Origin of the sequence: Psychrobacter pygoscelis (genome assembly GCF_004335015.1) — a bacterium.
Classification (GTDB): domain Bacteria; phylum Pseudomonadota; class Gammaproteobacteria; order Pseudomonadales; family Moraxellaceae; genus Psychrobacter; species Psychrobacter pygoscelis.
Genome location: NZ_RQRU01000001.1, coordinates 261,172 through 285,228 on the forward strand (window position 1 = coordinate 261,172; position 24,057 = coordinate 285,228).

At 44.6% G+C, this 24,057-nt stretch carries 17 protein-coding genes; 6 read left to right on the forward strand and 11 right to left on the reverse strand.

Going from position 1 to position 24,057, the window contains the following annotated elements:
• Positions 1 to 74 precede the first annotated feature (74 nt).
• A complete protein-coding gene (locus tag EGV92_RS00955) occupies positions 75 to 716 on the forward strand; it encodes an acyltransferase (protein ID WP_131667344.1) in 642 nt (213 codons plus the stop codon).
• A 113-nt stretch (positions 717 to 829) separates the two neighbouring features.
• Here EGV92_RS00955 and tfpB read toward each other — a convergent pair whose 3' ends face one another.
• The 3 genes from tfpB to EGV92_RS00970 all read right to left on the reverse strand — a co-directional run bounded on the left by tfpB (position 830) and on the right by EGV92_RS00970 (position 4,200).
• Entirely contained in the window at positions 830 to 2,605 is a 1,776-nt protein-coding gene (gene tfpB, locus EGV92_RS00960) for a type IV pilus assembly ATPase TfpB (RefSeq protein ID WP_131667345.1), read from the reverse strand.
• Positions 2,606 to 2,702: 97 nt separating this feature from the next.
• Entirely contained in the window at positions 2,703 to 3,461 is a 759-nt protein-coding gene (gene tsaA / locus EGV92_RS00965; protein WP_131667346.1) for a tRNA (N6-threonylcarbamoyladenosine(37)-N6)-methyltransferase TrmO, read from the reverse strand.
• Positions 3,462 to 3,729: 268 nt separating this feature from the next.
• Positions 3,730 to 4,200, reverse strand: coding sequence for a rhodanese-like domain-containing protein (locus EGV92_RS00970; RefSeq protein WP_131667347.1), 471 nt, complete (start codon positions 4,198 to 4,200; stop codon positions 3,730 to 3,732).
• Between the two features lie 309 nt (positions 4,201 to 4,509).
• Between EGV92_RS00970 and EGV92_RS14155 the strand changes: the two genes are divergently transcribed.
• On the forward strand, positions 4,510 to 5,139 hold the full coding sequence (locus EGV92_RS14155) for a DUF805 domain-containing protein (RefSeq protein WP_242678554.1): 630 nt from the start codon (positions 4,510 to 4,512) through the stop codon (positions 5,137 to 5,139).
• 121 nt (positions 5,140 to 5,260) lie between these two features.
• Here EGV92_RS14155 and EGV92_RS00980 read toward each other — a convergent pair whose 3' ends face one another.
• Complete coding sequence (locus EGV92_RS00980) at positions 5,261 to 7,834, reverse strand: SDR family NAD(P)-dependent oxidoreductase (protein WP_131667348.1); 2,574 nt, start codon at positions 7,832 to 7,834, stop codon at positions 5,261 to 5,263.
• Between the two features lie 930 nt (positions 7,835 to 8,764).
• On the opposite strand from EGV92_RS00980, the gene EGV92_RS00985 reads away from it, so the two are divergent.
• The gene (locus EGV92_RS00985; protein ID WP_131667349.1) at positions 8,765 to 10,612 is read left to right on the forward strand and encodes a long-chain-acyl-CoA synthetase; all 1,848 of its coding nucleotides are present in this window, start codon (positions 8,765 to 8,767) and stop codon (positions 10,610 to 10,612) included.
• A gap of 210 nt (positions 10,613 to 10,822) precedes the next feature.
• On the opposite strand, the gene EGV92_RS00990 is transcribed toward EGV92_RS00985, so the two are convergent.
• Positions 10,823 to 11,287, reverse strand: coding sequence for a hypothetical protein (locus EGV92_RS00990; protein WP_131667350.1), 465 nt, complete (start codon positions 11,285 to 11,287; stop codon positions 10,823 to 10,825).
• Positions 11,288 to 11,627: 340 nt separating this feature from the next.
• Between EGV92_RS00990 and EGV92_RS00995 the strand changes: the two genes are divergently transcribed.
• The 3 genes from EGV92_RS00995 to EGV92_RS01000 all read left to right on the forward strand — a co-directional run bounded on the left by EGV92_RS00995 (position 11,628) and on the right by EGV92_RS01000 (position 13,629).
• Entirely contained in the window at positions 11,628 to 12,101 is a 474-nt protein-coding gene (locus tag EGV92_RS00995) for a MarR family winged helix-turn-helix transcriptional regulator (RefSeq protein WP_131667351.1), read from the forward strand.
• Positions 12,102 to 12,305: 204 nt separating this feature from the next.
• Positions 12,306 to 12,473, forward strand: a complete 168-nt coding sequence (locus EGV92_RS13820; RefSeq protein WP_165525530.1) for a hypothetical protein — start codon at positions 12,306 to 12,308, stop codon at positions 12,471 to 12,473.
• A gap of 382 nt (positions 12,474 to 12,855) precedes the next feature.
• Positions 12,856 to 13,629 carry a ferredoxin--NADP reductase gene (locus EGV92_RS01000; protein ID WP_131667352.1) on the forward strand — a complete coding sequence of 258 codons (774 nt, stop codon included), beginning with the start codon at positions 12,856 to 12,858 and terminating at the stop codon, positions 13,627 to 13,629.
• Between the two features lie 453 nt (positions 13,630 to 14,082).
• Here EGV92_RS01000 and EGV92_RS01005 read toward each other — a convergent pair whose 3' ends face one another.
• From EGV92_RS01005 to EGV92_RS01030, 6 genes are all read right to left on the reverse strand, one after another.
• Positions 14,083 to 15,774, reverse strand: a complete 1,692-nt coding sequence (locus tag EGV92_RS01005) for an AMP-binding protein (RefSeq protein ID WP_131667353.1) — start codon at positions 15,772 to 15,774, stop codon at positions 14,083 to 14,085.
• A gap of 149 nt (positions 15,775 to 15,923) precedes the next feature.
• Entirely contained in the window at positions 15,924 to 17,618 is a 1,695-nt protein-coding gene (locus tag EGV92_RS01010) for an AMP-binding protein (protein ID WP_131667354.1), read from the reverse strand.
• Positions 17,619 to 18,150: 532 nt separating this feature from the next.
• Positions 18,151 to 19,251: a CaiB/BaiF CoA transferase family protein gene (locus EGV92_RS01015; RefSeq protein ID WP_207401715.1), complete on the reverse strand. Its 1,101-nt coding sequence runs from the start codon at positions 19,249 to 19,251 to the stop codon at positions 18,151 to 18,153.
• The gene (locus EGV92_RS01020; protein ID WP_131667355.1) at positions 19,244 to 21,418 is read right to left on the reverse strand and encodes a 3-hydroxyacyl-CoA dehydrogenase NAD-binding domain-containing protein; all 2,175 of its coding nucleotides are present in this window, start codon (positions 21,416 to 21,418) and stop codon (positions 19,244 to 19,246) included. Before EGV92_RS01020 ends, EGV92_RS01015 begins: the two co-directional genes overlap by 8 nt.
• Positions 21,419 to 21,481: 63 nt before the next feature.
• On the reverse strand, positions 21,482 to 22,690 hold the full coding sequence (locus EGV92_RS01025) for an acetyl-CoA C-acetyltransferase (protein ID WP_131667356.1): 1,209 nt from the start codon (positions 22,688 to 22,690) through the stop codon (positions 21,482 to 21,484).
• 133 nt (positions 22,691 to 22,823) lie between these two features.
• Positions 22,824 to 23,975 (reverse strand): acyl-CoA dehydrogenase family protein, encoded by a 1,152-nt coding sequence (locus EGV92_RS01030; RefSeq protein WP_131667357.1) that lies wholly within the window; start codon positions 23,973 to 23,975, stop codon positions 22,824 to 22,826.
• Positions 23,976 to 24,057: the final 82 nt, after the last annotated feature.

The window sequence follows — 24,057 nt, forward strand, 5'->3', positions numbered from 1 at the left end:
AAATAGTATTATTGCTACTGGTTTATTCTTCAACTCTCATTTTCGATGATTGAGTGACAGGTACTTGAGTAGATATGTTAAAAAAGCTTCAGCAGCGCACCAAAAAACTTTTTAACCGAAACTGTTTTATGGTGCTAGATAAAGGACAATACAACCAAATCGAGGTTAAGCCTGATAATAAAATCATCGGCCAGTCAGTAATTACCATCAGAAAAGGCAATAATAATCGGGTTAATATCGGCAGCCATGGGAAGTTTAACCAATTAAAGATCGATATCAATGGCAATAACAACACTATAAAAATTGCCGATCAGGTTAAATTTTCTGGTCACTTATTAATCGTCGGCAACAACCTTCATATCGATATCGGCGAGCGCACTACGGCGATTGACTGTTATGTGCTGGCACGGGATAAAAGCGTGAGCATCGGTGCGGAGTGTATGATATCTCGAGGTATTGAGATTCGAGCGTCCGACGTCCATAAGGTCTATGACATCGACACAAATAAACGCTTAAATGTGGCGACGCAAGATGTAATTATTGGCGATCATATATGGATCGCCGCCAATGTTACGGTCTCTAAAAATGTGCAAATTGCAGAAGGTTGTATCATTGCAGCTGGGTCTTTTGTAAATAAGTCCGTTCCTAGTCCTAATACCATGCTCGCCGGCACACCGGCCAAAGTTATTCGTGAAGGCGTGCGTTGGGAGCGCTAATCTGATAGTAGCTGTCTGCTTTTTGTTGCTGCTTGGCCCCCTATCTTACTCCCTACTTTTAATGGTTCAGCAAATACCGCTTATAACAACCAACGCCTAGCTATTTATTGGCATTATGATAATGGCACCACCCGCATCACCTCTTCTATGGTAGTCAGCCCTTCGATTACTCGCTTGGCCCCTGCTAATCGTAAAGGCTTCACACCCTCACGATAAGCCTGCCGCCTTAACTCGTCAAGTTTAGCGTCATCAGCGACCAGTTTTTTTAGGTCATGAGTCATGGGCATAATCTCATATAGCCCTATTCGGCCTTGATAACCCGTATTTCGACAATGCTCACAGCCCGTCGCATGATAGATTTGATTGGGCATTGATGCAGACCAAGGACTCACCAGTTCGCGCCACTGACTCGCAATTTCACTGTCTGCGCTAACTTCAGTACTACTTTTGCAATGCGGGCAAAGCGTCCGCACCAAGCGCTGCGCCACCACACCCAAGATAGTCGCCGAAGTCAAAAATGGCTGAATACCCAAATCATGTAGCCGAGTCAAAGCACTAGGCGCATCATTGGTATGCAGGGTAGAGAGTACCAAGTGACCTGTAAGCGATGCCTGTACTGCCATACTGGCCGTTTCATTGTCGCGAATCTCTCCCACCATAATAATGTCGGGATCTTGACGCATAAGTGAGCGAATACCCTCTGCAAAGTACAAATCCACGCCTGCATTAATCTGCATTTGATTGAAGGCGGGTTCAACCATCTCAATGGGGTCTTCAATGGTACAGACATTGACCTGATCGGTTGCCAGCTGTTTAAGAGTGCTGTATAACGTGGTGGTTTTCCCCGATCCTGTCGGTCCTGTAACTAGAATAATACCGTCAGGGCTGGCCGTCATCGACTGCCACGCTTCAAGCTGCTTGCCCGATAATCCTAGCTGGGCAAATGAGCGTACCAACACCTCTGGGTCAAATACACGCATGACCAACTTCTCACCAAATGCCGTAGGTAGCGTTGATAGTCGCAGTTCAGTCTCGACGCCAGAAGGGGTACGCGTCTTTAGACGACCATCTTGAGGCTTGCGTTTTTCTGCGACATTAAGCCGACCAAGAATTTTAATCCGTGCCGTAACCGCTGTTAGAATAGCCGCCGGCATCTCATAGACAGTATGCAAAACTCCGTCTATACGAAAACGAACCTTACCCATCTCACGGCGCGGCTCTAAATGGATATCACTAGCACGCTGCTCAAAGGCATATTGCAGTAGCCAGTCCACCACTCTGACAATATGCTGATCATTAGCATCAGGATTGCTGCCATCGCCTAGCTGTAGCAAAGCTTCTACATTGGTCACATCTGCTGCCGCACGTTTGTGTGCGCTATTCGCGCCTTCTATCGCCTGAGTCACTTGATAAAACTCTTGACGATAGCGGTTGATTTGGGCAGGGCTAATATAGACGGTACGGTAGTGCTTAGGCTTGATTATCTGCTCAATATTGACTTGCCAGTCACGATAAAAGGGCTGGTCCGTACCAATGACGACTTCATCAGTAGTCACCTCTATGGGCAAAATATAGTGAGTTCGCGCATACTCAAATGACATAATACGAGTGACTGCAGGGACGTCAACCTTAAGCGGGTCAATGCGCATAACAGGCATGTCGGCTTTGCTTGCCAGCCAGCGATTAAACCAAGCCAGATCAAGCTTTTGATGCTGATCGAACTTACTGATCAGCTGAAACTCAGCAATAATCTCAAGAGGATGCTTATTTTTATCTCGGCGACTGGTCATCACCAGATTATAGTCACGCTGATCAATCGCGGCATCGGATAGAAGCTCATCTAAGCACCAACGTAAATCAACACTCATCGAAAAATCAGGAATGGACATATGGACTACTTTTAACAGTTAATTAGGATCTTATTGGTTAATTGCCGTAGGAACTAGCTATGTAAGCTATTGACTATCACCACCATAGACTAAACGCTTAAACAATCTCACACAGCTTTATTACCTCTAAACAGCCTTCAGCATTCATCTTAAAGCTAATATCTAAGTACTTATAGCGCATCACAAAAATACTGTCTATCTCAGACTGTCGATACGCCGGTCTTGGGTCTTGCGCGATTAGTCGGCTTATTATATCGATATCTTCTGGATAAAGAGGCGTTAAAGACTTAGTTTTGCTTAGGCTATTTTTATCCCTATCTTGACTTATTAGTCGAGCAAATTGTTGTCGAGCGCTACTACTCATGATGACAGGTTTACTATTAGGCTTATCAGGCGCGAATCCACTGACGGCATTTGGCAGTGCGTCACTGTAAGCGACATACGGCTTAATATCGATAATCGGTGTACCATCAACCATATCAGCACCGCTAATATGAACAATGACACCATGACTGGTGGCTTCAACACCGATTAGCTTGACTACGGATAGCCCCAACTGCGAAGGACGATAAGTACTGCGCGTAGCAAATACCCCAACTTTGCTATTACCACCCAGTCTCGGCGGTCGTACTTGGGGTCTAAAATTAGCTTGAGCTTTATTATGATGGGTTTGCCAGCTAATCCATAAGTGGCTAAAGTCCTCTAATCCTACAAAGGCAGCAGCAGTATTGAATGGGTTTACCATCTGTATAACACTGGGGACAGCGACTAGGTTTGGCTGGCGCGGGATACCGAACTTTTGCGATAGTGGCGAGCGATGATAGCCAATTATTGGGACGTTGAGAGAACTTGACATAATTAGTGGTATGACAGATTAGGAAGCCGCTATGTTACCTTAAAAGCTTATAGTTAGGATATACAACCAGTCAACCATCATGAACCGCCACCTCTTTTATCTGCTTACAACCTCGTTATAGCGCCTTCAATCTAAAATAAATACAGTGATAACAGGATGAATTTTTTGTAGTCCTAGTCATCGTGCTCACAGCAAACTGGGTAAATTTATACCAGTTTGCATCACATTACGATGACTGTATTTTATTTAGACTCGCTATAGCCATTCTCTATTCGACAACCAAAGGCAGTTTTGCTTCATTCCAAGCAATGATGTCGCCCTGCAAGTGATAGATATTCTGCGTTAATCCGCTCTGCTTTAATGCGTCAGTCACCTTGCTGGCCCGCGCGCCCGATCGACAATAGATGACCACAGGATGATCACTGAATTGACTCACCAAGCTCGGGTTAGCGATGATCTTATAATGAGGAATATTAATGGCCCTATCGATGTGGCCAGTCGCATACTCTTCTGGCGAGCGAACGTCTATTAGAGTCAATGGCGTCGCAGGACTATCGAGCCATGCCAGCAGTCGTGACTGATCAATCTCCTTAATAAGCTCAACTTGTGACTCTTGCTGCGTTAGAGAATCAGTGATGCCCGAATGCGACTCTTCAGGAGCAGACTCTGTACTTTGACAGCCTAATAATAAGCTGCCTAGGCTCAACACAAATAAAATGGGGAGTGCTAATTTACTCATTGACTATCCTCGGTAACTTGCTCACGTCTCTCAACAGACCCTAGTTAGCGGCTGGTCACACCGCCTTTTGATTATTAAGACGCTTACCTCATAAGCTACTATGATTAAAGAGAATGCTATAAAAGCAACTGGCTTTAATTAGAACTGAAACTAAGATTTTGCTAATCTTCAATTCAAATATCATCTACAGTTTACTACTATTTAACGTTAATAATTAACTTATCTAAACTATTGATGTTTAAAAATATTAATTATAATTTAGTCGTACATTCAATCGTTCTTTTTAGACATTAATAACAAGAGGCCAATATGAAAGGTATTATTTTAAATTATTCTCCTGAAGAGAATAAAGGGGTAATCTCCGGAGAAGATAACAATAGTTACACGTTTTCAACCGCGAATTGGACTGAGCAAGCGCCGCCTACGGTAGGTGATGATGTCGAATTTAATGTCGGTATCGGTAATACCGTAACAGAGGTCTCTTATGGGTTGCTACGTAAGAATTATGCTTCGACAGTCCCAAAAAGCCAACCTTTAGTTGAAGGTAATGTAACTACTGAGTGGCAGCTAGAAGAAAACTACAATATGTTTGACTGGTTCAAAAAATGCTTGAGAAACTATGTGAATTTTGGTGGCCGAGCGCGCCGAAAAGAATATTGGTATTTTTATTTAGTGGTGACAATGATTTATATTGTAGCTGCGATTATTGATTTTATTTTAGACACAGATGGTATTCTTATCAGCATAGTAGGTGTGGCGATATTTCTTCCTATGTTGGCTGTTTCAGTCAGACGCTTGCATGATATCAATCGCTCTGGCTGGTGGTATCTCGTCTCAATAGTTCCAATCATTGGTGGCTTAATTGTCTTATTTTGGACCTGTACCGATACCTACCCACATACCAATCAATGGGGCGCACCGGCTCGCCGAGTGACTTAAATTAGAATCAGTACTTCATGGCCTTAACCCGAAACACTATTTCCTAACCCAGAATACAAATAGCCACTACACTCGTAGTGGCTATTTTATAGTAACTGCTAAATTAGCGCATAATCTAAGCTTATGACTTTTCTGCCGTCATAGACTTGTCATCAGTTTTTATAGACTTGTCATCAGCTTTCATAGACTTGTCACCAGCTTTCATAGATTTGTCATCAGCTACTTTGTCTTTGCTATTATCTTTCGGAGTAAGAACAATACCTCCGTCTGCTTTTAGCAATTGGCTGTTGAACTCCTCTATTGAATCGTCATCTTCCACAGTGACTTCATCAGCACGTCTAATATGAAAGTCAGCTTCAACGACATTGGTCAGACGACGGGTTAACTCATCAAGTGGCCATGGCCATAGGATTGGACGACCATCTTCGTTCAGATACCAGCTGTTACAGCCACTAGTCCAAACTGTCGTGCCTAAGGCCTCATTAACTTCTTCATAGAAGGCATCGGTGGCCTCTTGAGTCGGCTCAATCTCTTGAATATTTTCGCGGCGCATGCGGTCTATCCACTTCACTGCATATCTAGCCTGTGCCTCAGCAATTGGCACTAGAGACGAGTTACCAATAGGGCTGTTTGGCCCCATTAAGGTAAATAGATTCGGAAAACCTGGAATCATCGTGGTGTTATGCGCTATAGGACCCTCGTTCCATGCTGCATCAAGTGACATACCATCGCGGCCCGTCACTTTCATCGGACGCATATAAGACTGGGCATGGAAGCCTGTCGCGAATACTAAAATATCAAACTCATGTAGTTCACCATCGGTAGTCAGCACGCCCTGAGGCACGATACGATCAATGCCAGTGGTACAAACATCTACATTAGGCTGCTGAACAGCATCATAAAATTTTGGCGAACTAATCATACGCTTGCACATCGGTGCATAGTCAGGGGTTAGGCGAGCACGCAGCTTATCATTACCCACTTTAGAAAGACTTGTTTTTGCGCTTTTACTAAAGACACTACGCTGCCAGCCTGGGGTTAGTGGCGCTTGGAATAGACTAGTAAATAGCTTACCAGATGCATCGTAGGCCAAGCGTTGAAGTGCAGGAATCTTTTTCGCTAAGGTACGGAGGGCTGGTGGTATTTCTGGATTTGGCGCACTGACGACCCACTGCGGCGTTCGCTGAAATAACGTCACTTGCTCGCACTGCTCAGATAAGGCTGTCACGATCTGCACGCCAGTTGAGCCATTACCGATAATACCGACTCGCTTGCCCTCTAAAGGTACACTATGATCCCAGCGAGCACTATGGAAGCTTGGACCCTCAAAGGTATCAATACCTTCGATGTCTGGCATATTAGGGTGATGCAATACCCCAGTAGCACAGACCAGTACATCGGCCTCATCAGTTTCACCAGATTTGGTCTTAATCTTCCAGCGACCGTTTTCAAATTTAGCCTCATCAATCTCACTGTTGAACTTGATGTGCTCATCTAAGCCGCGTTTTTTAGTAACGTCTTCAAAGTATTGACGAAGTTCGCTACCTGGGGCAAACACTCGGCTCCACTTTGGCGACAGCTCATCTTCGTAACAATAAAAGTGGGCAGGGACGTCACAGGTCAAGCCAGGATAGGTATTATCACGCCAAGTGCCACCAACCGAGTCGGCTTTTTCATAGATGACAAAATCACTAGACCCTTGGTCTTGAAGGGCTTTACCCATCGCGATACCTGACATGCCAGCACCAATGACAGCGACACGGGGTAGCGGCTTTTCTGGCTCATATCTTGGAAACTCGCGCGCCTTCCACTTCAGCATCTTTTTGGTAAACAGACGATCGACGATACCTAAAGCTTGAATGCCCGGATGCCAAACACGTACTGGCATATAGGCTACTGCGTATAGCAGCATATCGACACCTGCCTCTAGTGACAGTTTGGGATAGCCACTCCATGCATTTTGCGCTGGGGCAATCATATCGGTCTGCGTCAATGGCAGATGCACAGTAGTCCACTTGATACCGTCATGATAGGTCTCAGCAGCCACACTTTCTGCGAAACCATCAAGCGCCATCTTCGAGGCAATATAAGCGCCAAATCGTGGAGTCCCAGTAAGCTGAGTACCCATGGTCGACATATTGATGACATGACCGCCAGTACCCGCGATACGCATCTGCTCTACCAAAGGAATGGTTAGGTTGATGGCACCGAAGTAGTTAATACTCATGACACGATCATAGTCATGTAGACGGTGGGCTGCCTCGTAGATAGTCCGGCGTATCGAGCGTCCGGCATTGTTGATAATAACATCGACGCCGCCATGCTCTTTGATAATTTGCTTCGTGAGTCGTGCAGAATCTTCTTCTTTACTAAGATCACAAGTATAGATATAGGCTTTGCCTTCATAATCAGCGGCTTCAGTGGCAACTTCTTCGAGCAATTCACTTCGCCGTGCTACCAGTAATACAGTAGCGCCAGCTTTTAACAACTCTAAAGCCGCCCCGCGGCCCACACCAGACGATGCGCCCGTTACTAAAATCCGTTTGCCTTGGACCTTATGGCGTAACTCATCTTCAAATGAGTGACCTTTAAGCAGTCTCTTGGCACGGTTGATCTGACGAGTAGGCTCAGCTTCAAGCAAAATGTCAGCAAGACGATCGTGAATAGCGCGTTTAGGTTTCTTAATAATATCCATATTAGACTTTCTCCATTGTTAGTCATTGAGGTATACCGTCCGAAGAAAAATCCATATTTTAACTTCGGTTAAAAGCCATGCCATATCTTCAAGCGCTCCTGACCCTATAAAATTTTATTGGTCGAAGCGTGTTTGCTTAAAAGCGCGATTAGCATAAGCTCTATGATAAAGGACAGCGATTGCTGGCGAACTTTAGTTTTCTACTGGCCCAATACCTTACTTTAAAACTTCATTTTAAAACCCAACCATAGTCCACTATGTTAGTACCTTTAATAAATAGAGGTTCATAACATCTTTGACTACATTGAGCCATTATTATGTTATTACTGTGCTATTGTTAACTCATTATTATGACTAACAAGTGTACACTTAAATAAAATAACCCTAGTTTTATCCTGCATGATATGAAGCAGCTAGTAATAATTGAGTCAACTATAAAAAGGTCTGTAAGAAACAATACGCTGATAATGTGGTACTTTGCTGTAATTTGGCAGCGGTCTATTAAAGTTGGCGCAGCAATTATAGGCAAAATATATAGCAAAATAATTGAAATGCAATACCCATGCCGTTAAGAAGTACCTGTTTGCCAATATGTGCTCAAAGCTCATTTAAGCCTATTGTAGTCAGCTAACAATAGCACTTTTTTATATTGACGAGCTTTAACCTCTCTCGGACTAGGATAGTGTTACCCGTGCTATGATTGCAGCTTAAACCGGTTTGATTTTGCCCAGTTATAGTCATACGCTAAGGTTTTAATGTTATATTCACTTACCCCCGCTGTAGATCATGGATGGTCTCACAAACGTTGAAAGGCGCTGTTTAGGTTTAGCATCGGCTAAGGTACTGATAACACCTATTTTTGAGTGCTAATCAGATCCTAGTCCTTTTAACTGACTACACGACTTAACCTCACTAAGATAAGGATATCTTATGCCCATGCGTCACCCTGACCTCATCACCATGCCACAAATGCTAGGCAGATTACCCAAATTCATAAGAAAGCTGCCCAAGCTTGTCAAAGGACTTCGCTACGCTATTGATAAAAGTAATGATGTGCATACCGGACTGGGATTTACTTTTGCTAAAGCGGTAAAAGCACATCCCAATGCAGTGGCCGTCAAGTACCAAGATAAGCAACTCACCTATAAACAGCTCGATGACTGGTCAAATCAGCTGGCCAATTACCTCTTAAGTCAAAATCTTAGCAAAGGTGATGTGTTTGCCGTCGCATTAGAAAATCGTCCGGAGTTGTTATGTGCTGCCCTAGCAGCAGCGAAAACAGGAACGATTGTCGCTCTGCTCAATACCTCCCAAGTAGGCAAAGTTTTGATTCATAGCGTCAATCTAGTGCAGCCAAAGCTACTCATTATCGGCGCTGAATTGGCTGAGGCATTTCAAAAGGTAAGAGACAAGCTTGATGTTCCTGCCGATAAATACGCTTGGTGGGACGATACTGATACCTATAATAATAAGATCGATAAGAACCAAGTGCCGGAGGGTATGTATTCTCTTGCACCGCTTATCCATGAGCAGTCCAAAGTATGTCCGGCCACCAGCAAAGATATCTATCTAAAAGACGGACTTTTTTACGTCTACACCTCAGGGACGACAGGGCTTCCAAAAGCTGTCATCTTCAACCATGGTCGCTGGATGAAATCCTATGGTCTGTTTGGCCACTCCTTTAACCTCAATCAAAAAGATACCCTATACATTACCTTGCCTCTTTATCATGCGACGGCGATGGTAGTCTGTTGGAGCTGTGTGGTAGCAGGTGGCAGTGCTATGGCTCTTCAGCGCAAGTTCTCTGCCAGGAACTTTTGGCACGATATCAAAAAGTTTAATGCTACCAGCTTTGGCTATGTCGGTGAGCTATGCCGCTACCTGATAGAGACACCGTATGGAGATCACGAAAAAGACAATCAAGTAACCAAAGTCATTGGTAATGGTCTTCGGCCCAGCATCTGGAAGTCATTCAAAGATCGTTTCGGCATTGAGGAAGTATTGGAGATTTATGGCTCGAGTGAAGGTAACATCGGCTTCTCTAATATTTTAAACTTTGATAATACCGTCGGACTCTGCCCGCTACCCTATAAGATTGTCGCCTATGATCAAGAGGCTGAGTCCCCTATTCGCGGTAAAGATGGCTTCATGAAAGAGGTCAGTCTTGGTGAAGAAGGGTTGCTATTGGGCAAAATCACCGAAAAAGCCCCTTTTGATGGCTACACTGACCCGGATAAAACGGAAGATAAAATCTTTCATGATGTGTTTGTCAAAGGCGACTCTTATTTTAATACCGGTGATATCATGCGCAATATCGGCTTTAAGCACTCTCAGTTTGTCGACCGGGTGGGTGATACCTTTCGCTGGAAAGGCGAAAATGTCTCCACCACTGAAGTAGAGAGCATCATCGCTGATTGCGAGGGAATAAGTGAGGCGATTGTCTACGGGGTGGAGATTGCAGGCACTAACGGCCGAGCAGGTATGGCAGCGATTACTTTAGGTGAGGGCGTAGAATTTGACGAGGCTTTTCGCAAGTCCTTTTTGGCAGAGTTAAACAGTCACTTGCCCAACTATGCTGTGCCCATATTTATCCGCTTGCTCAAAAGCATCGAGACCACCGGTACTTTTAAGTATCAAAAAACCAACCTAAAAAAGGTGGCATTCGATCCTGCAAAAACCGATGATGACCTGTGGGTCTGCTTACCACAGAACAATCATCTGACTCGAGTGGACTCATCAGAGCTTGAAAAAATTCAGGGCAATCATTATCGATTCTAGAGCGATTTTTTCTAAACTTATTCACCGATAGTTAATTGACCGTTCAATCATATTGGGCGGTTCTTCTTTGCTTAGTATTAGATGAATTAGTACGCGCTCATCAAACAAATTTTACATAATCTAGAATCTTTATAAAATTTAGATACTGAAACTGCAGCAAACACAGGTGTCAAAACCAAGCCAACGCTAACCCTTCTCTTACTACTATCGCTATATTTTACTAGACACAGTATTCGTTCGACGCCTGCTTGAGAGCTGGAGACCAGCGCGGAAGTTGCTACTCATTAGTATTAACTGCACCAGCCCCACCGCCAATTCTAATAGTTGCACCCCATAGAACCAAATATCGAACTCGCCCGCTGCTGCTTTAACATTCAGAAATATCGCTGATGGCACCATAATAATTAGGCCATTCACAGCAATGATGCGCATCCGACTTTTTTTATGGTTAATCAAGCGCCCTTGTCTATTCTTACTAGCAATAAAACCAGATCCTCCGGTCAATCCCATAAGTATCACTAAGGTTACCAAACCATATATCGCAATATAATGCTTAACGTCGACAACGGCGGCGGTCGTCATAAATAACTCTGAGGTTATGGTTGCTAGCCAAAATGTAGCGATTAAAAGCATCGCCAATGTCCCTGCTAGCGCGTGAAGTGTACTGATTTTCATAGAATTTTCCTTAGATGATAGCAGTTGAATAGTGGGCGATTAGTTGATTGAGGCATTATGTAAACATTAATTTATTTGTTTTCATCATTACAAATTGTCATCATGATGTCAAACATTGGTGTAAAATAAATACAATGATAAACCCTGCCTAAAGCGTATTTCGTAGTTTGTTCCACTCTTTTGCTGAAAGTAGGCTAAGACTGTCAATAGTAACCAGTATCTGGAAAGCGGCTTGAACAAATACTGCTTAGCGACTAAGGTAGCTAAGGTAGCAATGGAAACGGCCAATCAATACTGATTGAGGCCTGATAATGAAAAATAAGAGGTATGGTGGTAATCAATGACAAGCAAACCAACGCCAACAGGATTAGCATTGACGAATGTCATGTTGGACCTATTTAAACTCAATAGCAGTATCCTGACAGCTGGAGATAGACTGGTATCTGATCTTGGTTTGACTAGCTCGCGCTGGCAGGTACTAGGTCATATTGTGGCATCAGATAGCCCTCAGCCAGTCGCAAGACTTGCCAGAAATATGGGTGCGAATAGACAAAATATTCAGAGAATCGTTAATGACTTAGTAAAAGAGGATCTGGTTACCTTCCAGCCCAATCCGCACCATGCCCGTGCGCGGCTGGTCGTGCTAACCTCGAAGGGAGAACAAGCTTATGATGCGGCTATCGCTCGGCAAATCCCTTGGTTTAATAAGCTTGCCGAAGGTCTTGAAGTCGCTGAGATTAAAGCGATGCATCAACTCATATTAAAGCTGAATGAAAGATTGGGAGAGAACGAAGCCATAGATAAGGAGTTATAGATAATAAGAAGCTTTAAAAAGTATTCTTTATCGCTGTATCAGCCAAATGACCTACTTTTTAACCCTCTATGTTTCTGTCATGTTTTAACGCTTTTAGACTAATTCATTAATATTATGTCAATACTGCAACGGCGGCGAATAGCTGCCACCTACCCCTACTATACTGATCGGAGTTTCAACGCATCAGGTAAGTAAGAGGGCGTTATGATTATCCGTACTTATATCAATTTTGCCCATTACGCTTATGGATATCACATCTCCCCCATTTCTAAAGCGAGTGTGGCTAGCTCCTCCATTCAAGGGGTGATACATCGGACGACGGCTATTGTTAGCGGTGAAGATGGTATAAGCACCATTATATTGCGGCGCTGAAAGCGTGCTCATTTAAGACGCTGCCTATCGCTGTAACCACTATTGAAGCCACAGACTTAAGGCAAACCTCTACTCGGCTGGACTTTAAGTTTGACGAGCCTAGCTACTATTTTTGAGTTAAGCTGCCAAACTTATCAGCATCAATGCTAATGACTCTATCATTTTCACCCAATGTGAACGCTTATGACTATCGCGTTATAGCATTTGTAAGGAGAGTTATTCCGTTTTATCATGGACATTTGAGTCATTTTTACGTGGTTTGACGTTATGATGACCATAAATTTGCTATGATATGACGCATTAAGCGTTGAGAAGCATTTTCATTAGTATCATATTAAGGCAGCGAAGCCTGGTTTACGCTGTCATTTAGACTGAGGGTTGTATGTCAAAATTTCACACTGAGACGGTGACACATGTTCACCACTGGAATGATTCGCTATTTACAATTAAGACGACTCGCGACGCTGGGCTGCGTTTTCGTAATGGTGAGTTTGCAATGATTGGGATTATGGTCGATGGTAAGCCGCTAATGCGCGCCTATTCTATCGCTAGCCCTAATTACGAAGACCATCTAGAGTTCTTTTCTATTAAGGTTCAAGACGGCCCATTGACCTCGCGCTTACAGCATATTAAGGTGGGCGAAGAGCTGTTGGTCAGTAAAAAACCCACAGGTACGCTGGTCCTTGATGACTTATTACCTGGTAAGCACTTGTATATGCTATCGACTGGCACTGGGCTTGCGCCGTTTTTATCTCTATCGCGTGACCCTGAAGTCTATGAGAAGTTTGACAAGATTATCTTGTGTCATGGTGTGCGCCGCGTTGAAGACTTAGCTTACCGCGAGATGTTTGAAGAGACTCTGCCTAACGATGAGCTATTCGGTGAGTGGTTCCGTGAGAAGTTTATCTACTACCCTACGGTGACACGTGAAGCGTTCCGCAATACCGGACGCATTACCGACCTTATGAAGTCTGGCAAGCTGTATGAAGATATTGGTCTTCCACCGATGAACAAAGACGATGATCGAGTAATGATCTGTGGCAGTATGCCATTTAATGCCGATATCTCTGAGATACTGGACAGTTACGGTCTGACTGTGTCGCCGCGAATGGGCGTGCCTGCAGATTATTTAGTAGAGCGTGCGTTTGTTGGTTAATTAAGCAGCCCCGATATAGACACTATCTTACTAAAATCAATCATAAAAAAGCTCATAACCAATCGGTTGTGAGCTTTTTACTTTATATACTAAATGCCGCATACGTTAGCCGTCAGTCACTGCCCTACCCGTTTACGAAAGCCACTGCTATTACTAATTAGAAAACATTGACAGCCATAGCTGCAAAGATCCAAGGGTGACGGATTTTGTATCCGTCAGGTTAGCTACCTACGAGGCCAACCCGTGTACAATAATCTCGTCACTGGCATCGCGCTATCATACATGGTGCAAGATATTTGCCAGTCATTAATATAGGCCTTTGCCATATCAGCTGTATGTTTATAAATAACGCCTGTATAAGTAAAGCCCGTTAAACAAGCAATAGCTCATCAAATTCTGATGAGCCATCGCTGAGTCATTCAGCGCTATTAACTTAGCTCTATTATACCTTTACTAAGCCGACTCACCCGCTGCCGCTTTTCTTAGCTCGTGACGTAGAATCTTACCAACAGTAGATTTAGGTAGTTCATCAATAAATTCAATCTGACGTGGACGTTTATAGCCTGTCAAATTCTCTTTGCAGAAGTCAATAATATCTTGCTCAGTGACACTATTGTCCGACTTGACGACGTAAGCTTTGACCGATTGACCCTGCATTTCATCATCGACACCGACGACAGAGCACTCAGCGACCTTAGGATGCATCTCAATGACGTTTTCGACTTCATTAGGAAATACGTTAAAGCCACTGACAATAATCATGTCTTTTTTGCGGTCATATATCTGGATATAACCTGCCTCATTCATTGAAGCCACATCTCCAGTCTTGAGATAGCCGTCTTTGGTAAAGAAACGTTCGTTATCGAGCTTATGGTAGCCCTGAATAACGTTCTCACCTTTAATACACATCTCACCAACTTCGCCAATACCTAGAATATTTTCATCGTCATCACGAATATCGATATCGACACCGGGCAGCGGCAAGCCAATATTGCCGTTATATTCGGTATTATCCAGTGGATTAGCTGTGCCCACACCTAACCCTTCTGACATACCCCAACCTTCAATAATCGGAAGGCCCGTCGTCTCTATCCAGTTCTGCGCAGTAGCAGGCGTTGCTGCCATACCACCGGCAAGCGATAACTTAAGATGGGAGAAATCCAACTCTTTAAACTTAGGGTTAGCAAGCAGTGCTTGATACAAGGTATTAACTGCTGGAAAAATATGAAAAGGTCTTGAGGCTAGGGTTTTCACAAAATCATCGGTATCACGCGGGTTGGTCACTAACGTCAGATGCTGACCCATGCGAACACCGAGTAATAGAATGATAAAAGCGTAGATATGATATAGAGGTAGCGCAATAATACTATTGACTTGAGTGTCTTTAGGGATTTTCTTATAAATTGGTTTAAACCACTCTTCAAACTGTGCGGTAGCGATGACCACATTGTACTGCGTGACCAAGATGCCTTTGGCAACCCCCGTAGTTCCACCAGTATATTGCAAAATAGCCAGATCATCAGGCTTGACGACGGGCCGCGAATAAGACCGTGACTTACCTTGCTTAATCACCGCTTTAAAGCCAATTACCTTGTAGTCTGCATTAGACTTTAGACCATGACTTGGGACAGCTTTTTTAATATGCTTGGCCGCCAAGTTTACGATAGTGCCTTTTGCTGTTCCTAGCATATCGCCAATCTTACTGATGACGACATGCTTAATGTCCGTCTCATCGATTAATTTTTCGAGAGTTTCGCAAAATGGCTCTAAGATGAAAATTGCCTTGGCTTCTGAGTCTGTCAGTTGATGCTTAAGCTCACGGGGCGTATATAGAGGATTGATAGAAGTAAGCACCATCCCTGCCCGCATGATACCGATGACGATAGGCATGTATTGATTAACATTAGGCATCATAAGACCGATAGTGGCGCCTTGGGGTAGCCCTAAACTCTGAATCCAAGCGGCAATATTACGTGAGATATTATCGATTTGATCATAGGTATAGGTCACCCCCATATTGGTGCTGAATTCTTGCTGCGCATATTTGGCAAATGTATTATCAAAGAACTCTGGGAGTGTTTTACGATCACAAGTCACATCGGCACGCACACCTTCTGGATAGCTGTCTGTCCAAAATTTCTTCATATTTAGCCTTCCTTTGCTAAAGTTAATTCAAAACTTGTATAAGGCGGCACTTCCATAAATACCCACCTCGAAGACACAAATCTCATCCAATATTAATTAACTACTTTACTGATCGTTAACTTAGTCATTTACTTAATATTGAAAATAGCTTACGCATTAACGGGCTTTTTTTCACGCAACTCATTTCGCAGTATTTTGCCAACTGTTGACTTTGGCAGCTCCCCGATAAACTCGATAACTCTAGGGCGTTTATACCCCGTGAGGTTTTCTTTACAGTGCTGCATCAGCTCTTTTTCTGTCAAGCTGTCATCAGACTTAACGACAAAAGCCTTAATCGATTGACCTTTTTCCACATCCTCAAGACCGACCACCGCGCATTCATTCACTTTAGGATGCATACTTAACACCCCTTCTACCTCATTAGGGTAGACGTTAAAGCCGCTGATAATTAGCATGTCTTTTTTGCGGTCAAAGAGCTTGACAAAACCTTGCTCATCAATTGCTGCCACGTCGCCTGTTTTTAGGAAGCCATCTTCGGTAAAGAACTTAGAGTTATCTAGGTTGTGATAGCCACTGATGACGTTAGACCCTTTGATACACAGCTCACCTTCTTCATTAATCCCGAGAGGCTTACCGTCATCGTCACGAATACTGATATCAACGCCGGGTAGCGGCAGACCGATATTGCCACTGAACTCGGTACTGGTGAGCGGGCTGGCCGTTCCGCAGCCAAGAGTCTCCGACATGCCCCAACCCTCAAGCATCGTGCAGCCTGTTACCTCACGCCATTTAGCAGCAGTTGCTGGCGTGGCCGCCATCCCACCTGCCATAGAAATCTTCAATTGAGAGAAATCCACCGACTTGAAGTCAGGATGATTTAGCAGGGCTTGAAATAGGGTGTTTACCCCTGGGAAGATGTGGAATGAGCGCTCAGCGAGGGTTTTGACAAAACCATCGATATCACGGGGATTGGTAACCAAGGTAAAGTGATACCCTCGGCGCATGCCTAGGATAGTAACGATAAAAGCAAAAATATGATACAGCGGTAAGGCAACAATGGCATTAATAACAGTGTCTTCAGCCAGCTCGTCATACATTGGGGCAAACCAAGCATCGAACTGCATTGCCGCACTGATAATATTTCGATGGGTGATTAAGATACCTTTGGCTACGCCAGTCGTCCCACCGGTATATTGTAAAAATACAACATCATCAAGGTCTTGCACAGGGCGAGAATAAGGCAGTTTTTTACCCTTTGCTGCGACGGTTTTGAGATTCTGAACGGTATGGTGCGAGGTCGACTTTAGGGTATAGCTTGGCACTGCTTTTTTGACGTATTTTGCCGCGAAGTTGACTATCTTGCCTTTGGTACTGCCTAGCATGTCACCAATTTTACTGATGACGACATGTTCAACGCTGGAGTCATCCACGACCTTCTCTAGCGTCTCACAAAATGGCTCTAGAATGAAAATCACTTTGGCATCAGAATCTGCCAATTGGAACTTAAGCTCCCGGGCAGTGTATAAAGGATTTACTGAAGTCAATACATGACCTGCTCGAAGCACCCCAATCAAGATCGGTAAATATTGATTGACGTTGGGCATCATTAAAGCAACTTTAGATCGTGGGGGTAAATCTAGACTTTGAAGCCAAGCGCTGATATTGCGCGCCATGTCGTCCATCTGACTATAGGAGTAAGTCACCCCCATATTGGTACTAAATTCATTTTTGGCAAAAGTAGCAAACGTCTCGTCGAAAAAGTGCGTTAGCGAGTTATACTGATTATTATCGACATCACTATTGATACCTTTGGGATAACTCTTAGTCCAGAACCTAGCTTCCATAACTTTACAATCCATGTTTAATAATTAATTAAGATTATCAGGCTATATTCGTTAGTTAATCATCCTTTGCCCTAACAAATACCCGATAATACTGGTGACTACTTCCCTATCATCCTTACTAAGTCGGCTAACTTGGCAAAGGGAATACCTTTAACACCATAGCCAATATTGTTTCCACGATATACCGCTTACAAAATTTTCGCGCCTGCTAGTCAGAAAACTCTATTATCATCCTACTTTATAATACTTATCTTTAGTCATTCCCACAGCGCTTGATCATAGCCACCTGATTGTGGTTCATGATAATCTCTAAAATTTGCACAGTTGATAGGCTTAAGACAGCCACTCTACAACTTATTCTCAATCAAGTGGCTTGAATAAAACACTCTCTTAACATTTTAGAGTGTCACCAAACCTGCTTTAAGCCGCTTTATGACAGTAACTTATCATGCCAATATATAAGCCAATTGTCTGACTGTCTTAACGAAATAGCCTACTCGATTGATAAGTAGGCTACTTTTAACATTAATGGTTAATCAACAGTGGAGACCACCTGCCAACCTGATGTGGCTAAATGACTGTCCTGATGGGCAAATAGTGGATGCGCTTTGGCCTCCTCTAAAGTCAGCACCGGGGTCACACAAACGTCAGCACTGGCAAAAGCCTGTTGCCAAAACTCAAGTGGCTTACTCGCAAAGGTGTCTTTCACCTGTTTCGCCGCCTCTTTGCTATCTGGCATATTCGGCATCACGCCCAATTGCCAGTGCTTATTTTTCAGCTCAGGCAATTCGAGTACGTCGCAAAGCCCTTGCCAAAACTTTAGCTCAAGCGAACCCACTGCCATATAGCGATCGTCTGAGGTTTTATACAGACGGTAGCAAGGCAGCAATCCACCTAAGAAGTCATACTGCGGCGGCGGGTTAGACCCTGAAAAGCTTTTAACCAGCGTTCCAGTTGCCTTTGGCATCACCATATGATTGTACAAACTGTGCGTCATACTGATAGCGATATGACGACCTTTGCCCGTTCGCTGCGCGGCAATCACGGCTGCTAGTAGCGCTATCACTGCGGTATCACTACCGCCTGCCAAGTCAGCAAATTGAATATTGGGCATGGCTTGCTCGCCCTTAGCCGTCTTCAGCTGATCGAGCACGCCACTCATCGCCATAAAGTTGATGTCGTGGCCAGCTTTGTCTGCCCAGTCGTGGTTTATATCCACACCAGCATCCGTACTAGCTGCTGCGCCATAACCTAAGATAGATACGATAACCAACTTAGGATTAAGAGCGTGAAGCGTCTTAGCATCAAGGCCCATGCCTTTCAAGACACTGGGACGGAAGCTGTCTAGCATCACGTCGGCATCTTTTAGATGGTCTTTAATCGTCTGAATACCGGCAGCGTCACGAAAGTTCACTTTCACAGTCGTTTTGCCATGGTTCAAAGCGTCAAAAAGGCCGCCCAAAGCCCGGGCAGGATCACCATTCTCAGGTTCAATCTTGACGATATCTGCGCCTAAGTCGGCCAGCAAACGCGTCGCAAAAGGCCCTGGCAGGTTACGAGACAAATCAACGACTTGTAACCCTTCTAGACAATCAGCCATCTGATCTAGTGTGGCGTTGGCTGAATTAGGCATCGACAAACTCCTCGCCTTTTTCGGCCATGTCTACTACGATTTGGGCAGGGGCGAACCGCTCACCATACTGCTCAGCCAGCTCGCGGCTACGCTCAACGAACTTCTTAGCACCCATCTCGTTGATGAACTGCAAAGTACCACCGTGTTGCGGCGCAAAACCCCAACCAAAGATAGAGCCGACGTTAGTATCTGCTACCGAACGAACGACGTTTTCTTGATAGCACTTAGCTGATTCGTTCGCTTGGATGAACATCATGCGATCGATAAGGTCTTGTTGCGACGGCTGCTCGTCTTTAGGTGGGAACAGATTGATCAATTCAGGCCATAAGTGCTTTTCGCCATTTTCTGGGTAGTCATAAAAGCCTTTACCGACTTTTTTGCCTAGGCGCTCATGCTCACGGCCCACGACATTGAGCACACTCATGGAGGGATGGTCTGACATATCGATGCCTTCAGCCGCTAGATCTTTTTTGGTTTGTTCCGTGATATGCATGACCAAATCTAGAGAGACTTCATCTTGTAGCGCTAATGGTGGCATTGGCATGCCCGCCTTCATACCGGCTACTTCGATTGAGCGTGGGTGCACCCCTTCGCCTAACATCGCAATACCTTCAGTCACATAAGTGGCGAAGACCCGAGACGTGTAGAAACCACGGCTGTCATTGACGACTATTGGTGTCTTGTTAATCTGTAGTACGTAGTCAAAGGCTTTGGCTAGGGTCTCGTCATCGGTCTCTTCACCCATGATGATCTCTACCAATGGCATCTTGTCTACTGGCGAGAAGAAATGCAGACCGATGAATTGGTTTGGACGCTTACTGGCAGTAGCTAAGCTTGTGATTGGCAAGGTCGAAGTGTTAGAGGCATATACGGCGCTTTCTGGAATAACAGCTTCCGACTGCTCGGTACATTTGGCTTTAATTTCACGATTCTCAAATACCGCTTCAATAACCAAGTCACAGCCTTCTAAATCATCATACGACACCGTCGTTTTGATTTTGCCAAGTAGGGCTTCTTTTTTCTCTTTGGTCGAGCGGCCACGACCAATAGCTTTGTCTAGAATTTTAGCTGAGTAGTCTTTGCCTTTCTCTGCAGACTCGATATCACGGTCTAGCAGTACCACATCCATACCGGCTTTAGCAGTGACATAGGCAATGCCTGCTCCCATCATGCCAGCGCCAAGGACCGCCACCTTTTTGGTCTGATACTTATCAAAGCCTTCAGGGCGCGACTGGCCTTTTTTAATGCTATTAAGTTGTGTCCACAAGGTGTTAATCATATTGCGTGATTCTGGCGATAACACACAAGCGACAAAGTAGCGAGATTCAACCTCAAGACCCGTATCGATATCGACCATACAGCCTTCAAACACACAGGACATGATGTGCTCGATAGCCGGATAGTTGCCATGCGACTTCTGGTTCGCCATCGCTGGAGCGATAGAAAATACTTGCGCAACTTTCGGGTGTTTCGGATCGCCACCTGGAACTTTGAAGCCTTTCACATCCCAAGGCTGCTGGACTTTTGGATTGGCTGCAATCCAAGCTTTCGCTTTAGCCAACATGTCGGCTTTATCGCTAGCGATCTCATTGATTAGACCGATGTCTTTGGCGGGGCTAGGGCGCAGCTCTTTACCTTGTGTCATAAGTTCTAAAGCTTTCTGAATACCGACCAAACGTGGCAGACGCTGAGTACCACCGCCGCCTGGTAATAGCCCTAACTTAACCTCTGGAAGTCCTATTTTGGTCTTAGGTGAGTCAATCGCAATACGGTAATGACAGGCTAGAGCAACTTCTAGGCCGCCACCAAGTGTAGTACCTGTAATGGCTGCCACGACTGGTTTACCAGAGGTTTCTAGTTTACGCAGGCTGCGCTTTAGGTCTTCGGCCAAGTCATAAACTTGTTGCGCTGTTTCTATTTGACCCAATTGGTCGATATCAGCGCCGACGATGAAAGTCTCTTTGCCTGAGGTCAAGATAAGACCTTTTGCAGACTCATCAGCGACAAAACTGTCGGTCAAAGCCGCAAAAGACTCCGTGAAGCCATCACCAATGACGTTCATCTTACGGTCCGCTTGATCGATAGTTACGGTGATGATACCGGCATCGTCGCGTTCGGCTGAAAAATTTGCCAATGCATTAATGGTGTTTACGCTATCTGTAGTCATCCTATATCCCTTTTATATTCTGTTAGTTCCACGCTAAACTGATAACTGTTTTATGCCGTTTGCTTAAACGCGTTCGATGATGGTCGCAATTCCCATACCGGCACCAACACAAAGTGTGATTAGGCCCGTTTTTAGGTCACGGCGCTCTAATTCGTCAAGTAATGTCGCCATCAACATAGCGCCAGTAGCACCAAGGGGGTGACCCATAGCAATAGCACCGCCATTGACATTGACAATATCCAATGAAACGCCAAAATCCTTGGCAGTTTTCAAAGGGACAGCGGCAAAGGCTTCGTTAATCTCCCAAAGATCGATGTCAGATGCCTTCATCCCTGCTTTATCGAGTGCTTTTTGTACTGCTGGCGTAGGACCGGTCAACATAATCGTTGGCTCAGAACCAGTAACCGCTGCCATAGTAATCTTAGCGCGAGGCTTCAGGTTGGCTTTTTTACCCGCAGCAGCACTACCGACCAAACAAAGCGCAGCGCCATCTACGATACCTGAAGAGTTACCGGCATGGTGAATGTGATTGACGTTTTCGATAGTGGTGTACTTGTCTAGAATAACGCTGTCAAAGCCCATCTTTCCTGGCATGACAAACGAGGGATTAAGGCCAGCTAACGTCTCGGCAGTGGTATCAGGACGGATGGTTTCGTCTTTGTCCAATATCATCATGCCATTGATATCTGTTACAGGTACAACTGAATCACCGTAATAGCCTTTTTCCCAAGCAGCAGCAGCGCGGCGATGCGATTCAGTAGCGAATTCATCGACATCTTGACGGGTAAAGCCTTCTAGGGTGGCTAAGGTGTCTGCGCCCACGCCTTGAGGCACGAAGTCAGTCACACTATTGACACGAGGGTCCATGTACCAAGCCCCACCATCAGAACCCATAGGCACACGGCTCATTGACTCAACACCTCCAGCAGCAACCATATCTTCCATACCAGACATCACTTTACTGGCTGCAAGGTTAATTGATTCCAGACCAGAAGCACAAAAGCGCGATAAAGTAACACCAGCGACGCTCTCATCCCAGCCGGCATCAAGAACTGCAACGCGGGCGATATCAGAGCCTTGCTCGCCCACTGGCGTTACGCAGCCTAGTACCAAATCATCGACAATACTGGTATCGAGGTTATGGCGTTGTTGTATCTCTTTTAATAGACCACGGACGAGCCAAATCGGCGTCACTTGATGCAGGGAGCCGTCTTTCTTTCCTTTACCACGTGGGGTGCGGACGGCGTCATAGATATAAGCTGTTTCAGTCATAAAAAATCCCTTTTTGTATTTGATTAATAATGAGGGGTTAAGGAGCGCACTATCTCCTTAACTAATATAGGGTAAGACATTACTTGCGGCTGTATAGGTACAGAATATCGGTTACTGGCACAGTAGCTGTTGATTACATAAAGCGCGAAGCAAGCTCTTTCATAATCTCATTGGTACCGCCATAGATCTTCTGAACTCTAGCATCAGCGTACAAGCGGGCAATTGGGTATTCGAGCATATAACCGTAGCCACCAAACAGCTGGACACACTCATCCATCACATCACATTGTTTTTGCGTGACATAGTATTTGATAAGCGAGGCATGTGGTACCGAAAGCTTGTTTTCTAGCATTGCTTCAACCGCAGCATCACACATACTACGGCAAGCTAGATAGTCAGCATAACATTCAGCCATCTTAAAGCGCGTGTTTTGGAACTTCCAGATTGGCTTACCAAAGGCTTCACGCTCTTTGACATAGTCAAGGGTCAGATTAATGCCCAGCTGCATCGCACCAACACCAGTTAGCGCAATAATTAAGCGCTCACGTGGTAGCTCTTGCATCAATTGCATAAAACCCATGCCCTCAACACTACCCAACAAGTTCTTTTGTGGTACACGCATATTGGTAAAGTGCAGCTCTGAGGTATCCTGAGCCGCAAGGCCAATCTTTTTCAGATTACGACCACGGCCAAAACCTTCTGTCTTATCAGTTTCTACGACGATAAGTGAGACGCCTTGCGCGCCTTTTTCACGGTCAGTCTTACAAGCGACGATCACCAGATTGCCTAACTGACCATTGGTAATAAAGGTTTTTGAGCCATTAATGATGTAGTCATCGCCATCTTTAACCGCATACGTTTGGATATTTTGCAGATCTGATCCAGTACCTGGCTCTGTCATGGCAATAGCACCAATGTATTCACCAGAGGCCATTTTCGGTAGCCATTCTTTTTTCTGCTCTTCAGTACCATGATTTAGGATATATGGGGCGACAATACCTGAGTGAATCAAACCACCAAATCCGGCTTGATTGGCTTCTGCTTGCGCATAAATTAACGCCGCTTCATGACCAAAATCACCACCGCCGCCGCCGTACTCTTCTGGCATTGACGCACATAGAAAACCGTTTTCGCCTGCTTCTTCCCAAGCAGCACGATCAAGCACGCCATTGTCGCGCCATTTTTCATCGTTTACTTCCCAAGATTGGAACATTTTAAGAGCGCTATCATGCACCATCTGGTGCTCTTCGGTCATCCATTTAGGGGTGAAGTGTTCAATACTCATGTTATCTATCCTTAGCAGGTTAACAGTCCATTTAGAGAAAAATACTGGTAATGTTAATTAAGATAATATACATTTCTTTAAA